This is a genomic window from Paenibacillus sp. GM2, from assembly GCF_900069005.2.
Lineage (GTDB): Bacteria > Bacillota > Bacilli > Paenibacillales > Paenibacillaceae > Fontibacillus.
In genome coordinates, this window is record NZ_LN831278.1 from 623,600 (window position 1) to 638,551 (window position 14,952).

Genomic DNA, 14,952 nt, shown 5'->3' on the forward strand with positions numbered 1-14,952 from the left:
CATTTATTTATATTAACAGCAAGGGTAGGGTGAAGAGCATGCTTCAGGATATACGGACTGCACCGTTTCTTCGGGAAATGTGCGATACTACGGCCAATTTGTACCGTTTGGGATGGGACGAACGCAATGGAGGAAATATTAGCTATCTAATCGCAGAGGAGGAAGTAAGCGATTATCTGGATATTTCGCAAGTAGAGCGCACTGTGCCGATGAGCTTTGATGCCGCTGAATTGGCAGGGAAGTACTTCATTGTCACGGGATCGGGCAAATACTTCAAGAATGTTATCAAGGACCCGGCAGTGAACCTTGGAGTGATCCGGATAGGCCAGGATGGGCATAGCTATGAGATTTTATGGGGGTTTGCCGATGGGGGAGTGGCTACGAGCGAGCTGCCAACTCACCTGATGAATCATATGCAGCGGTTAGTAGTAGATCCTAAGCACCGAGTCATTATGCATTGCCATGCAACCCATCTGATTGGCATGACCTTTACACATAACCTGGATGAGATTGAATTTACGAAAACTCTATGGGAGATGTGTACAGAATGTCTGGTTGTGTTCCCGGAAGGCGTTGGAATTATTCCGTGGATGGTGCCAGGTACAGATGCGATTGGCGAAGCAACCGCAGAGCGCATGAAGGGTGTGCGAATTGTGATGTGGCCGCATCATGGCGTGTTCGGAGCAGGTACGACGATGGATGAGGCCTTTGGATTGATCGAGACCGCGGAGAAGGCTGCGCAGGTCTATACGATAGTATGTGCACAAGGCGGCAAGCAGCAGACAATCTCGGATCGAGAGCTGCTTGATTTGGCTCAAGCTTTTGGTGTGACACCAAGACCAGGTGTGCTGCAGAACTAAACCGATGGGTTGGATAGAGGAAGCACATATAATATAGCAAAAACCAGGCAGCCTAATATTGAGGCAGCCTGGTTTTTTTGTAAAGCAGATTTACTCTTGATCCTTCTCACGATCCGGGAGCTGTTGTACATAGCTGTCAGATAAGCGCAGCAGATCAAGCGCCCGGTTATATTCATCCTCCGTAGTGAGGGCCTGACTAACACTGTCCTTGGCCAACGGGAACTGGGTCCCATCCTCATACCAGGTTCCCGGCATGAACACGGCTTTGTCGTTAATGAACGAACCTGAAGGCAAATAGTAACGCTGTGGCAATAAATTATAGTTATGATTCAGTATATCTTCACCAAAATGGATCTGATCGTTCATCGAAACACCCAGCAGGTTGGCGACGGTCGGCAGAATATCCACCTGTCCGCCGACATTCTCCAAAACTTTTGGTTCCGATTGTCCTGGAATCGAGATGACAAGCGGGATGTTCAACATATCACGGTAGCTGTAGTCGCGACCGTAAATTTCGCTCATAAGTTCCAGGCCATGCTTATCGAGCGAAAATTTCGGCAGTCCCAGATGGTCGCCATAGACGACAACCACACTGTTGTCCCAAATTCCGCGCTGCTTCAGATCATCAATGAATAAGCCAAGGGCATAATCCGCATAATTTTGCGAGCGAAGGTAATCGCCGACCATATTGTTCTCGTAACGCTCCGGCAGCGTAATCCGGTCCAATTCGTGTGGAATGGTAAATGGATGATGCGCGGTCATTGAAATAACCTGTGAATAGAATGGGAGACCTGTCGCTTGCATTTTACCCAATTCTTCAGCCGTTTTCTTGTATAGCACTTCGTCCGTAGGTCCGAAGAATACGGTATCCTCTTGACCGAAGAACTTTTGGTCGTAATAGCGGTCCCATCCGATCGCTTTGTACAATTCGCCGCGATTCCAGAAATCTACCACATTGGTGTGGAAGGTAGCCGTATCGTAGCCATTTGATTTTAATAGTTTAGGCAGGCTAGGCAGCTCTTTATTCGGATAATTCTGCGTTGCCGCTTCGTTATAAGGAATATAGAATGATGTATTTACTACGAACTCGGCATCCGATGTATTCCCTTGCCCTACCATTTGATAGAAATTCTTAAAATAGAAATTATCTTTAACAAGCGAATTCATGACGGGAGTAATCTCCTGACCATCAATCTCCAGATCGACCAGGAAGTTCTGGAATGACTCTAACTGGATAATAATCAGATTCTTGCCTTTGGCTGCGCCAAAGAATTGCGGATTGTCCTGCTTATTAATCCCTTTGATCTTGTCGATTTTAGCTTGGGAAATCTCATCTTTGTCTACGAGATCTTCCTCTTTGTTCGATAGAATGGTATAGGTCTCATAGCTCAGAATCCCCATTTGCTCGGCTTGCTTGATCTCATTCATGCTGGCCCGATTCGGCCAAATATTGAATATGCAAAGAGCGAGTGAAATTCCGAGTACAACGCCTACAAAGGTCTTGCTGACTCGGTTCAAATTAAATAATCTCTTGAATTTCTCCGCTCTCTTCCTGCGCATTAGCCAGAAGCCGATGACAACAATATCAAGGAAAATAAGCAGATAATATGGAGCGAGCAGAGAGAATACGCTGTTCTTAACTGCGGTCACCTGATTAACCTGCTGAAGCGCATGATAGGTGACGATAACGCCATAATATTTATGATACATAATAGCTGCAAAGAAGACGGCAGTAACAATCAGGTTGACGCTCAGATAAATTCCGAATTTTCTCCTGGAGGAGAAGACCTCGATTAGACAGAACAGAATCAGGATAAACGGGAGCTCCTTGATCAACGGTCCCCAGACCGGCATTTGATCGAATATCGTGATCCAGGCAAGGTAGCTTTTCAGGATCATAATCACGGTAAAGAATACGAACGGCTTGAGATTCCCAGGCCGGATTCGTTGAAACGCTGACATGGTGCGACCCTTCCTTTCATAAATAGTGGAGTAAGCGAATTCTTGAACATACACTTTTAATATCATAACTGAAATAAGGGGAAGAAGGAAATCGTTCAATTTCTCTTATTTAACAGTAAATGGCATTAAAAGGGATTAAACCGCTTCTCCACTTTGTTTTTTGCTTTAAATTGGCATTTTTCAGACCCTTCACATATCTATGATGCCAGACCGGTAATTAGAAAGCAGTGGAATTGTTCACGTTCTGAAAAGTTACCGGAAGATTATTGTATGGGATTTATATCGATTATAGAACTAGAGATGCTCCGTTAGAACCTGGACGAATTGCTCCAGAAAAGCTTGATCCAACTCGTCGAAGCGGGATTTCAGCGGGCTATCCATATCGAGTACACCGATCAGCTCGCCATTCTTGATCATTGGAATGACAATCTCGCTGTTCGATGCGGCATCACAGGCAATATGACCTGGAAAAGCATGTACATTATCTACTCGTAGGGAACGGCGTTCTTTTGCGCTTGTCCCACATACGCCTTTGCCAAGCGGGATGCGGATGCAAGCCGGCAGTCCCTGGAACGGGCCGAGCACAAGCTCCTTGCCATCGAACATATAGAAGCCCACCCAGTTAATGTCCGATAGATAGAAGTTTAATAGAGCAGAAGCGTTGGCTAGATTGGCAATTCTGTCTGGCTCCTCGTAGATTAGTGATTTTAATTGCGATACGACTTGATTATGCTGTTCTTCACGGGAACCCGTGTAGCTGATTGTATGGAACATATGCCCATCTCCCTTTTATCTGTTTAGAGGTTGTTCACGAACTATTACGCCTTATTATATTATGAATGCCTGGCCGTATAAAGCAGAGCCACTCAGGTGGATAGTGGCAATACGGCAGGCTCAGTAGACGTGGTGAATTCGATGGGGATGGTGGTGAGGGCTGGCACCGCTTCCTCCTTGAGCGCTTGATGTATTAATATGCGGACTGCTTCGCTATATTCTTTGGGGGCTACAGCATAGGCATTGCCGTGGATCGCGCCATCTACCAGGAGCAGGCTTCTCTGTCCGGGCTTGCGCTTGTACAGCTGTTCGCTCATATAGGTGGGTACATAGTTGTCCTTCGTCCCATGGATGAAAAGAACGGGGAGATGGCAGTGTTCTACCGCCTGTAGTGGGCTAACCTGTTCCATGGTGAATCCGGCTTTGCGTTTCAGAAGCTTATTGACGATAGGCAAGAGCGGGTAAGGTGGAAGCTTATAGATCGTTCTCGCTTGATGATGCAGAAGCTGTGTCAAATCGGAGAACGGGCAGTCTGCGATTACAAATTTGATGTTGGAATGGGCGATGCTCAAATACTCAAGCACGGTCGCTCCGCCGAGTGACTGGCCATGAAGGCCGATGCTGCAATCGGTACCGTAGTTATGTAAGAGCCATCTGACCCATGCAGCAACATCGTATTTTTCATAGAAGCCGTAGGTTGTATATTTCCCTTGACTATTTCCGTGGCGGCGCTGGTCAATGAGCAGAATATTGAAGCCTTCGCGCTGGAAAAGATCAATATATTGGGTGGAGATGAGCATAGAGACGGTATAGCCATGGACGATAATTACCCATTGTTTGGACGATGGGTCGGTTTCTATGACATAGCCGCACAAGCGCAAACCGTCCTCAGAGAGAATATCAACTTCCTGCTTCTTCAGACAGTCGAAACGCTCCCGGCTGTAGACGCCGGATTTCTCCAAATATTGAAACAGATGATAAGTGGATTGCAATTTCATGTGAGTCAGCTGCTGGAAGGCGAAGGCGACAATTCCTGATCCAATCGCAGCGATGGCCAACAGAGTAATCATCAAATAAATTGTCATGCGAGTGAACCTCCTTAACTGTCGGACTTTGGTGGAACATCCAGAGAATGTGGTTTATATTATCTGCCGATCCGCCGGATGAATATGCTGCATTATATTGTGAATTTGGGCGGTTGGGGATTAACTAAAAATAATTTATGAAAAAACGCCTTATATCGCTTAATATTGTGATTTCATTCACATGTACAAATATAGCAAAATACTATTATTGATAGTGACACTATCATTTTATTATGGGTGCAAAGGAGATGTAGTAAATGAAAGAAGTATTTGTACTTGGCGGCACGGGGTTTCTGGGCTTTTATACAACCAAAGAACTGCTAAAGAGAGGTTACCGCGTCTCAACAGTGGCGCTTCCACCCATGCCTGCAGAGGATTTACTACCCTCTGAAGTTCAATGCACATTGGCTAATATCAATGAGATGACGGATGAACAGGTTGTAAAAATGCTGGAAGGCAAATATGCGTTTATATATGCGGCTGGTGCAGATGAACGTGTCGTTCCGGCGCCACCTGCGATGAAATTTTTCTATGAAGCTAATGTCTTGCCGACTCAACGCATGGCTCGTCTTGCCAAGCAGGCCGGCGTGAAGAAATTTGTGGTCTTCGGCTCGTATTTTTCCCATTTTGCCGAGGTTTGGACGGATCTGGATTTAAAGCGGAACAATGGCTATCCTCGGACACGTCTGCTTCAGGAAGAAGTTGCATTTATGGAAGGTGAAGGGACGATGGATGTGATGTCGCTGCGCTTGCCTTATATTTTCGGAGTGATGCCTGGACGTATGCCTCTGTGGACGATGTTCGTGGAACAGGTAAAAGGCAAAGACACCGTACCCGTACTGGACGGGGGCACTGCTATGGTGACCGTACAGCAAGTGGCTGAAGCGGCTGCAGGCGCAATTGAACACGGGACTCATCGCAGCTGTTATGCGATTAGTGACACCAATATGAAATTTACTGAATTCAATCAGATGATTGTTGATATGCTGGGGCAGACGGAGACGAAGGTCATTGTAGTTCCATTAGAGACGATGAAATCGGCGATGGAACAGATGGATGCGGCAGAACTGGCGGCTGGAAGAGAGCATGGTATTCATTTGGCGGATACGATGGAGATTCAGAATCGCGACGCATATCTTGATCCAGAGGATACGATGCCAGTATTGCAGTACAGGAAGGACGATGTGCGGGCTGCCATCCGTGAGACTTTGCAAAAATGTATCGTGGGCTTGCAATGAGCAAGCTATGAACTGAAAATACAATACTCCTGATAGGATAAAGTCCGGACAAGTGCCGGGCTTATTTTTTCGCTTTGACTCCGGCTCCTGTTCTGTGCTTATATAAAAACAACTGATTGCGCAGGTTAGGAGATGAGGCTTGTGTTTAAATGCGGTGGCAAGATTCCGGTGCTGGAAGGCGAGAGGATACGCCTAAGAAGGATGGAGCAGGCGGATTCCGCAGATCTGTTCCGCTATTGGAGTGATCCGCTGGTCGTTAAATATATGAATGTCCCCGTGTTTACCTCTGTGGGAGAGACAGCGGAGATGATCGATTTCCTCAACGGCTTGTCCGAGACGGAGGATACGATGCGCTGGGGAATCGAGCTGGTGCAGGAGCAAAGGCTGATTGGAAGCTGCGGCTTTAATACGTGGGAGCTGTCCGGGGCCTATCGCGGGGAAATCGGCTACGATATAGGGCGTGATTACTGGCGACAGGGTTATATGACAGAGGCGCTTCGTTTAATACTGAATTACGGCTTCATGACGATGGGACTGAACCGGATTGAAGCCCTGGTCGATCCACGGAACAGTGCCTCTCGCAGCATATTGCAATCTTTTGCCTTCCATGAGGAGGGGCTGCTGCGGGAGTACCAGCGAACCGAGGAGGGCTTCGTTGATCTGATTATTTGTTCTTTGCTGCGTAGAGACTATGATTCAGGGGGGAAATACTTGTGAACCAGTTACATCCAGATTATTCACTCAGGCGGGGCTTCGGGCTGAAATCTATAGATCCGCTCAGCAAGCTGGTCGCTTTGTTCTGTGCTGCGCTTCTGGCGATGCATTGGGACAAGCCGATACCGCTGCTGATCATGCTGGCCTTGTTCGTCGGATTGGCCCGTTATGGTGCGGGAATGAGCTGGTTGCGCCTAATGCGCAGATTGCGGTTTATTGCCGTCTTTGGCTTGCCCTTGTTCATCATCACCAGCATCGCGGCTCCAGCGGGGGAAGCATTTGCCAGCTGGGGGCCTCTACAGATTACAATCGAAGGCACCGAATATGCAGCGGCGATTACACTGCGCATGTTCTGTCTGTTTTTATCTTCAATCCTTTACATCGAGTCCACAAATCCCAAGGATTTCGTTACCGTTTTGACTACACGCCTGAAGCTTCCTTATCGCTTCGTCTTTGGCATATCCATGGCGTTAACCTTTCTACCGTTGCTTGAATCGGAAGGTCGGGTAGCAAGGCAAGCGCGCCAGCTGCGATTCGGCAGGAAGCCTCGCGGCATGGGTGAGAGATTGCGGATGTGGCGCGGCAATCTTGCGGCTATATTCACCGGGGCTATAAGACGTGTGGAGCAGACGGCCGGCTCAATGGAGTCCAAGGGCTTCGGCGCTTACCCGGTGCGCACTTTCCTCAGGGGCGTGGAGATTGGGATTGCCGGATATGTTCTGATGGTGATAAGTGTTGGAGTGACGGCCTGTTTATGGTTCATTTAAAAAAAAGACTTGACGCGTTCTAATTGTTAACCTAAATTTAAATTATTGGTTAACAATTAGAGAGAGGATGACGAAACAAATGAATCAATCTTCAGGTAATGGAGTATTCAAAGCATTTACAACGATTGAAATTGTACTTATGGCGATGTTGGCGGCGGCCAATGGGGTAATAACGATTTATCTCTCACCGCTCAATCAGGCCTTGAATGGACTGGGCGGACCAATAGCGACGTCTACGATTACTGGTTTATATATGATTTATGGCCTGCTTGCGTATTACATTATCCGCAAACCGGGAACGGCGGTCATTACCTATGGTATTGGAGCGGTCGTTCAGTCCTTTATGGGATCGGCATACGGAATCGCTTCCTGCTTCGTAGCTGCAGCATGTTATATGGTGATTGCCGAGCTTATATTCGCTGCGGTTCGGTACAAGAAATGGAATCTGCCTGTACTTATGCTGGTTGGGGGAGCGATGGTTCCGATCTGGTTCTTCTTCGCAGCCAGGATGTTCGGCTATATGGCATGGGGAACGGATGTGCTGCTCATGGCTCTTGGAGTTCGTATTCTAAGCGGCATCGTGATGTGCGGGATACTGACCAAGCTGCTGGGCGATGTGCTGAGCCGTAGCGGTCTGCTGCGGCGGTTTGCAGTCAACAGTGGTAGAAGAGCAAATTAATGAGTTCTTCTGCAGAAGCATCGATTTATCCGCTTAAACTGCGTAATGTTGCTTATTCCTATGCGGAGGATGCCAAGCCGGCATTACAAGCGATTTCGCTCTTCGCTGCATCTGGTGAATGGGTTCATATCACGGGAGACAGCGGCAGTGGCAAATCTACTCTGGCCCAGCTGCTCTGCGGCTATTTGCCCCGAACGGGAGGCGGAATCCGCAGTGGAGAGCTATCTGTCCACGGAGTAGATCCGGCTGGAGAAGGAGCAATACGTGAGGTCGCCGAGCGAATCGGTGTCGTATTTCAGGATCCGGATGCCCAGCTGGTACAAGGGCGCGTAGAAGATGAGGTCGCCTTTGGGCCGGAAAATATGTGCTGTGAACTGTCCGAAATCGAACGAAGGATTGTGGAATCACTGGCTGCGGTTGAGCTTAGCAATTACCGCATGGATAATGTGCATAATTTGTCTGGGGGCCAGCGTCAACGCGCGGCCATCGCCGCCGTGCTGTCCATGGAGACGCCCATACTCGTGCTTGATGAGCCTGCGGCGAGTCTGGATGCTGCAGCGAAGGAACGTCTGCTCCTGCTGCTGGACAAGCTGCAGCAGCAAGGTCGCACCATTGTGACCCTTAGCGGAAGGATCGATGAATTCGCCGTAGCGGCGGGAAGATTGATCGTGCTGGAGCATGGGAACATTGCCCTGGATGGGCCCAGCGAGCGCCTGCTGGAGCAGGAGAGAATAAATCTGGTCAAGCTGGGCCTCCTGTCTGATCGAATGCAGCCTGGGCTTGAGCGAAGAGCTTCGTCAATGCTAAAAGCAGAAGCCGAGTTTGAAGTTGAGATTGAGATTGAGGCTGAAGCTGAAGTTCATACGCAAAAGGCCCCTTCCAATAAGCTATTAATGGAAATCAATAATTTGTCCTATGCTTATGATTTGAACAAGGGGAATGTTCTGAAGAATATCAGTCTGTCTCTGTACGCAGGGGAGTGGAAGCTCTTATGCGGGGAGAATGGATCGGGCAAGACGACATTGTCGCGCCTATTCATGGGCCTGCTTGATCCCCCAAAAGGGAAAGTATGGTGGCGGGGACAGGATATTGCGCGCTTATCCTTATCGGATATGGCCCAGGATATCGGTTATGTCTTTCAACAGCCGGAGCATCAGTTCGTGGCTAATACGGTGCTGGAAGAACTTCTCTTTGGTCCCCGTGCGGTTCATGGGCTCGCTCCTCGCGAACGGACGCCGGAGCCGATGTTGGAGCGGGCTCAGGCCCTGCTTGCCATTGCAGGACTTCGAGGCAAGGAACGCCTGTCTCCTTATATGCTTAGCGGAGGGGAGAAGCGGCTGCTGAGCGTAGCCGCAGCTATGATCGTGCCTAAGAAGCTGTATATTCTCGATGAGCCGACAGCGGGCACAGATTTGCACGGAGCAGCCAGGCTGGCCGCTCTCTGCAGGGAGGCTGTGGCCTCCGGAGCAGCGCTGGTCATGATTACCCACGAGCCGGAATTGTTCGCAGGGGAGCAGGCAGCGACTTGGCGGATGAATCAGGGAAGTCTGGAGACGGAAGACCAGCTTCATTTTTTTAAATGAAGTCAAAGTAGAAGAATGAATCAGCGAACAAGCAGATGTGGCAAACTATGCCTATATAATTCTGCTTGTTCGTCTTTTCTTTTAATAGGGGGTCATTTATAATTTAATGATGCATGTCTAGACAGAGAGAGAGGAAGAAAGAGAGTGAGCGCAACATTAAAACGCAATTATATACTGGCCGGGCTGTTATTATCTACATTTCTGGCTGCGATTGAAGGGACGGTTATCGGTCCGGCAGGGCCGAGAATTGTCGGAGATATCGGTGGTGTGGAGCTGCTGAGCTGGGTATTTACCGCTTATTTGCTGACGATGTCAGTAGCGACTCCAATTTTCGGGAAAATCAGTGATTTATATGGGCGTAAGCTCGTATTTGTTATCGGATCGGTTCTGTTTCTGGCCGGATCGATGTTGTCCGGCTTTGCTTCAGGTATGGAGCAGCTTATTATTTTTCGGGCAATCCAAGGGATCGGCGCCGGTGGGCTGCTTCCGGTTACCTTTACCATCATCGGGGATATCTATTCTATAGAGGAGCGTGCCAAGGTTCAGGGGATGATCAGCTCGGTCTGGGGCATCTCGTCGCTCGTTGGTCCGCTGCTCGGCGGATATGTCGTAGATTCTCTGAATTGGCGCTGGATCTTTTATTTTAATTTGCCATTTGGGCTGATTTCTTTATTTATGATCATTCGCTATTTTAAAGAAGAGGTCAAGCGGCGGGATGTGAAGATCGACTATGCCGGAGCGATTACGTTTACCATCGGGGTAACTGCGCTGCTGTTTGGTCTGGCGACCGGAGGACAGCAATGGGAATGGACCTCGCCGCTCTTGCTCGGTATTTTTGCGGTATCGGTTATATCGCTGGTTATTTTCTTTATTGTGGAGCAAAAAGTGGAGGAGCCGCTGCTTCCGCTCAAGCTGTTCAAGATCAAGGACATCGCTTACTCCAACATCGCGAGTGTGCTCGGGAGTGCTCTGCTGATTGGCTTGACTTCTTATCTGCCGCTTTATGTACAAGGTGTACTTGGCAAGAATGCTACGATCTCCGGGCTTGTGCTTGCGCCGATGTCGATCGGCTGGATGCTTGGCTCGGTGCTGGGCAGCCGTTGGATCATTAGCCGAGGAATACGCAGCACCTCGCTGATCGGTATGCTGATTATCGCGGCAGGAGCCATCGGTTTGGCCTTTGTTCACGAAGGAACACCCATGTTTATGATGTTAATATTTAATGCGCTGTATGGAATAGGCTTCGGCTTTTCTTTTACCGTATTTACGATCATAGCGCAGTCCTCGGTAGGTTACAATCTGCGAGGAGCGTCGACCGCTCTGAACTCATTTGTGAAATCGATTGGTCAGACGATTGGCGTTGCTGTCTTTGGCGTATTGATTAACTTGCAAATTGCCGCTCGTACGGCCAAAGGTACGACTTCGGGGGCAGAGGTCACACAGGAGGATATTAACAACTTGCTCTCGCCGGAGAAGGTTCATCTTCTGCCGCAGCAATTGTGGAGTGAGCTGAAGCATGTGCTGGGCGACAGTCTGCATATTTTGTTCATCGTAATGGCTGTTATCGCTGTAATTGGTGTCTTCTCGGTCTTGGGGCTTCGCAGCCAGGCGCCTGAGGCCAAAGAGGAATAAAACCTCGCCCTTCTCCGCACCTTATATGGTAAGGGGAGGTGTTATGGATGTTAGAGGAATTCAATGTAGATCAGAATACATTAGTCCATGCCTGGCAAGAGCAGCTTCCGGAATTTCTGGAGCCAGGTGATTCGGCTGAGGTGCTCGCTGATGAGAGTAACCCTCAAGGACTTAGGGTTCATATTAATGCAGCGGGCCACCAGTTCTATTCCTTCGATTTTTATTGTTCTTATATGGACCCCCGGGAAGTCAAGGTGGAACTGGTCGATGTAGAGAAGGACGGACAGACGGTGAATGAGCAAAATGAACGTCTTCAGGAGCTGACCGGCGACTATGTGCGCCATCTTCATGAATGTGCGCAAGCTCTGCACCGGATCACGAATCCATCTTGAGGAAAGCGAGGCATGTAAGATGGCTAAAGGCAATGGTCGGGACAAAAATCTCGGCAACGTGGCTGATGATCTGCAGCAATCAGCGGTGAACAGCCATAGTGCGCAGCAGACGCAGCAAAAAGCGAATGACCGCCGTCACCGGGATGTACACAACCACCATAAAGAGACGGATATGGATCCATCACATTAATGTAAGGCAAAGAAGGCTGTCCTGAAGCGGACAGCCTTTCTTTGTGATGAATATGTGAAATGAGGAACAACTATTTGCGTGCCAAAGGCGCTAATTTCTCCGCTTCACGTCCCATTTTTTTCAACAATTCAATCATAGTCTGCTTCTCTTCCTCGCTTAAACCGCTTAGCGCATGATCGATTCGATCAGAGAAGTCAGGGTACAACCGATCCATCAGCTCTTTGCCCAAAGGAGTCAACTCGGCAAAAATTACGCGACGATCCCGTGGACAAGGGCTCCGGTGCAAATAACCGGCAGATTCCAGTTTATCGATGACATAAGTAACATTGCCGCTTTGAAGCAGCAGCTTGGCACCTATTTGTTGGATCGGTTGCGGGCCTTTGTAATAAAGGACTTCCATAACAGCGAAGGCTGTAGGGTTAAAGCCCTGAATTTTACTTCCTGTTACGGCATGCTCGTTGACGCTCTTGAAGGACTTCGAAAATACGCGATAAAGATGCAGTGACAAATCGGTTCCGCGTTCCTCGGTTTTCAACATTTATCATCCCGCCTTGTTCTATTATTTTAATGAGCTAAAAATTGTTTGGAATAATGTTATCTTAGATCAAGCCTATATTAAAAAAAATATAATTTATCACAATTTTCGGTATTTATTTTTAAAATTGTGTTTTTGCCCCGTTTGTCCTCCCTGGGACCTCATCAAAAATCCTTCCTCAGTTGGCGATCAATATCATTCTGGAGGCGGATGGATATAAATGCCTTAAGTATTAATATGAGTCGTAGAAAAAGTTCGTGAACGCATGGATGCTATAAGGCAACTGTTGTTGCACAATAGGTGCTCTGAATCAGACAACAATTTCGAAATGGGCAGGTGAGATGAATGGCGGCTTTGAATATCGCACAGGAGAAGAAGGGACTTCTGCACAACCGTGCTTATATGTCTTTGATGGCTTCGCAACTTATATCCAATTTAGGGGATTGGCTGCATTTATTGGCGCTCTTAATGATGGTCGGGCTGAAATGGCATGCAACCCCTTGGCAGATTACGATGATCATGTTGTGTTCCATGCTGCCCATGCTGGTGGGTGGTCCTCTGGCAGGAATGCTGGCCGACAGAGTAGAGCGCAAGAAGCTGATGATCATCGCGGATGCAGTCAGGATTTTTATTGTGTTGGGCTTGGTATTTGTAACGGATATATGGCAGGTATACGTAAAAAGTATTTAATGCCTTATAAATAAGGAGTTTGTATTATTTTATATCGTCAAGGGTAACATTTGGGTAACATTAGTCTGGAATTTAAAAGCTTCTCATGAGTTCGGCGAACTTGTGGGAAGCTTCTTTTTTTTGAGGCTTCGTGATGTGTAAATAGATTCTTCTTGTAGTCTCATCATCACTGTGTCCAAGACGCTGCATGATCTGTTCTAAGCTCGCTCCAGCTTCTGCAAGTAGGGACGTGTGAGTGTGTCTCAGAGAGTGGGGGGTTAACTTTTCGTTTAACCCTGCAATCTTTAACAATCGGGTCATACGTTGCTCCACAAACTTTTGGTATGTTGGGTAACCGGGATATCTGTTCTTAAATTGGGCAAAAACAAAATCCTTATCGTGATAAGGCAGGCCAGATTTTAGACGTTTTGCTTTGAGTTCATCCTGCTTTACTTTCAATAGCTTTAGTTCACCAAGTACAAATTCCTCAACGTCGATGACGCGCCTTGAAGATCTCGTCTTCGGTGTTAGAAGAACATATTCTTGCATAACGTTTCGCTCACTATAGTGTGTCTTTGTGATGCTTATAGTGTGTCCCTCAAAATCAACATCTTGCCACTTTAAAGCACACAGTTCCCCGCTTCTCATACCGGTATAGGCTAAAAGTAGAAACATAGGGTAGTCTCTTTCAAGCCCACGGACCTCAGCCGTTTTTAAAAACTTGGCTAATTCTTCTTTTTCCATATATTTAGGAAGTTCTTTTTTCTTCTCTAAGTCCTCCACAGTAGCTATTGTTTTAGGCACGATCGCGGTAGCGGTAGGGTCGTTTTTAATTACTCCTAAATCTATAGCCCGCTTAAAAATCATACGCCCAGTGCTGTGTGTTCCATTAATTGTATTATCGGCGTAGTCTTCCTTCTTCAGATCATTCAGGGCATCCTGATAATTCTTTTTTGAAATGTTGTGCATCTTTAACTTAGCCAAATAAAGATTTAGCAGATTTATCTGCTGCTTCCGTATCCTCTTTGTACTAATTTTGACTCTTCCCGTAGACATATAGCCTTGTAGCCACTCCTTAGCGAAGTCTTCAAAGGTAACCTTTTGTTCATCAACAAAAGTTCCTTCCGAGAGCTCAGCAATCACAAGGGCCGCTGCCTCTTGGGCTGCTCCCTTAGTCTTAAATCCTCCTTTCTTCTTCTGCTTGCGTCTCCCCGTTGCAGGGTCTGTTCCAATATCGATAATGTATGACCAAGTTGCACCACACTTGCATTTCTTGTCCTTTGGACATTTACAATGTGGTTTGTAGAAATGCCCTTTCATTTCCATCACTCCAAACGTACGTTCTATTATAGGGTGTATTTAAACAGCCTTACGGCTGGAAAGCACGTAGGTTACTCAAACATTTCAGCAACGCCTAACGGATTGAAATAAATTATGTAGTTTTCCCATGTTGTATAAATCCCGTATTTGCTGGAGTATCGATCAATGCTAGCCTGTAAAAATTCCTCTGTGACTCTCAAATATTCAGCAAGCTCAAACCTTCCTTTAATCCTGGCGTGAAAAGCTTGTACTAAGGAGGGCAAAGGAACGAGTTTTTCATAGCCCCATTGCCTCGCCCTTAGCTCCTGCTGCTGATTTTCTAGTTTCGATTGATCGGTAATATCGCCTACGGTGCGATAATAGTGGCCAAGTTCCTCTGATAAAATGCATTTTCGCTCAGTGTTGGTCTCTATGTTTTTGTTGAGGAGTATCATATCGGCCACACTAGATTCGATAAAAATCCCCTTTAATCCGGTAGGGAGTACCGCATTATCATCAAAGATGATAGGAACTTCTTTTGCTAGATCCTCATAGCTGATCATCCGTTCATCT

At 47.4% G+C, this 14,952-nt stretch carries 16 protein-coding genes; 10 read left to right on the plus strand and 6 right to left on the minus strand.

The window, feature by feature from the left end; all coding sequences use genetic code 11:
- Window positions 1–38: 38 nt before the first annotated feature.
- A complete protein-coding gene (gene rhaD / locus BN1360_RS09375) occupies window positions 39–860 on the plus strand; it encodes a rhamnulose-1-phosphate aldolase (RefSeq protein WP_068779687.1) in 822 nt (273 codons plus the stop codon).
- A 90-nt stretch (window positions 861–950) separates the two neighbouring features.
- Here the strand turns inward: rhaD and BN1360_RS09380 are convergent, their stop codons facing one another.
- From BN1360_RS09380 to BN1360_RS09390, 3 genes are all read right to left on the minus strand, one after another.
- Complete coding sequence (locus tag BN1360_RS09380) at window positions 951–2,822, minus strand: LTA synthase family protein (RefSeq protein WP_068779613.1); 1,872 nt, start codon at window positions 2,820–2,822, stop codon at window positions 951–953.
- Window positions 2,823–3,116: 294 nt separating this feature from the next.
- Window positions 3,117–3,596 (minus strand): GAF domain-containing protein, encoded by a 480-nt coding sequence (locus BN1360_RS09385; protein ID WP_068779614.1) that lies wholly within the window; start codon window positions 3,594–3,596, stop codon window positions 3,117–3,119.
- 92 nt (window positions 3,597–3,688) lie between these two features.
- Window positions 3,689–4,681: an alpha/beta hydrolase gene (locus BN1360_RS09390; protein ID WP_068779615.1), complete on the minus strand. Its 993-nt coding sequence runs from the start codon at window positions 4,679–4,681 to the stop codon at window positions 3,689–3,691.
- A gap of 257 nt (window positions 4,682–4,938) precedes the next feature.
- On the opposite strand from BN1360_RS09390, the gene BN1360_RS09395 reads away from it, so the two are divergent.
- From BN1360_RS09395 to BN1360_RS09430, 8 genes are all read left to right on the plus strand, one after another.
- Complete coding sequence (locus BN1360_RS09395; protein WP_068779616.1) at window positions 4,939–5,919, plus strand: NAD-dependent epimerase/dehydratase family protein; 981 nt, start codon at window positions 4,939–4,941, stop codon at window positions 5,917–5,919.
- A gap of 141 nt (window positions 5,920–6,060) precedes the next feature.
- Complete coding sequence (locus BN1360_RS09400; protein WP_229520945.1) at window positions 6,061–6,636, plus strand: GNAT family N-acetyltransferase; 576 nt, start codon at window positions 6,061–6,063, stop codon at window positions 6,634–6,636.
- Window positions 6,633–7,400, plus strand: coding sequence for an energy-coupling factor transporter transmembrane component T family protein (locus BN1360_RS09405; RefSeq protein ID WP_068779618.1), 768 nt, complete (start codon window positions 6,633–6,635; stop codon window positions 7,398–7,400). The genes BN1360_RS09400 and BN1360_RS09405 overlap by 4 nt, the downstream gene beginning before the upstream one ends.
- A 79-nt stretch (window positions 7,401–7,479) precedes the next feature.
- The gene (locus BN1360_RS09410) at window positions 7,480–8,079 is read left to right on the plus strand and encodes an ECF transporter S component (protein WP_068779619.1); all 600 of its coding nucleotides are present in this window, start codon (window positions 7,480–7,482) and stop codon (window positions 8,077–8,079) included.
- On the plus strand, window positions 8,079–9,662 hold the full coding sequence (locus BN1360_RS09415) for an ABC transporter ATP-binding protein (protein WP_068779620.1): 1,584 nt from the start codon (window positions 8,079–8,081) through the stop codon (window positions 9,660–9,662). Before BN1360_RS09410 ends, BN1360_RS09415 begins: the two co-directional genes overlap by 1 nt.
- A gap of 144 nt (window positions 9,663–9,806) precedes the next feature.
- Complete coding sequence (locus BN1360_RS09420; RefSeq protein WP_068779621.1) at window positions 9,807–11,294, plus strand: MDR family MFS transporter; 1,488 nt, start codon at window positions 9,807–9,809, stop codon at window positions 11,292–11,294.
- A 47-nt stretch (window positions 11,295–11,341) separates the two neighbouring features.
- A complete protein-coding gene (locus tag BN1360_RS09425; RefSeq protein ID WP_068779622.1) occupies window positions 11,342–11,686 on the plus strand; it encodes a hypothetical protein in 345 nt (114 codons plus the stop codon).
- A gap of 19 nt (window positions 11,687–11,705) precedes the next feature.
- Entirely contained in the window at window positions 11,706–11,876 is a 171-nt protein-coding gene (locus BN1360_RS09430) for a hypothetical protein (RefSeq protein ID WP_179016035.1), read from the plus strand.
- Window positions 11,877–11,946: 70 nt separating this feature from the next.
- On the opposite strand, the gene BN1360_RS09435 is transcribed toward BN1360_RS09430, so the two are convergent.
- On the minus strand, window positions 11,947–12,414 hold the full coding sequence (locus BN1360_RS09435; RefSeq protein ID WP_068779623.1) for a MarR family winged helix-turn-helix transcriptional regulator: 468 nt from the start codon (window positions 12,412–12,414) through the stop codon (window positions 11,947–11,949).
- Between the two features lie 342 nt (window positions 12,415–12,756).
- Between BN1360_RS09435 and BN1360_RS09440 the strand changes: the two genes are divergently transcribed.
- The gene (locus BN1360_RS09440) at window positions 12,757–13,101 is read left to right on the plus strand and encodes an MFS transporter (protein ID WP_068779624.1); all 345 of its coding nucleotides are present in this window, start codon (window positions 12,757–12,759) and stop codon (window positions 13,099–13,101) included.
- A 72-nt stretch (window positions 13,102–13,173) separates the two neighbouring features.
- Here BN1360_RS09440 and BN1360_RS09445 read toward each other — a convergent pair whose 3' ends face one another.
- The gene (locus BN1360_RS09445) at window positions 13,174–14,400 is read right to left on the minus strand and encodes a tyrosine-type recombinase/integrase (RefSeq protein ID WP_068779625.1); all 1,227 of its coding nucleotides are present in this window, start codon (window positions 14,398–14,400) and stop codon (window positions 13,174–13,176) included.
- A gap of 71 nt (window positions 14,401–14,471) precedes the next feature.
- Entirely contained in the window at window positions 14,472–14,942 is a 471-nt protein-coding gene (locus tag BN1360_RS09450) for an ImmA/IrrE family metallo-endopeptidase (protein ID WP_068779626.1), read from the minus strand.
- Window positions 14,943–14,952 lie beyond the last annotated feature (10 nt).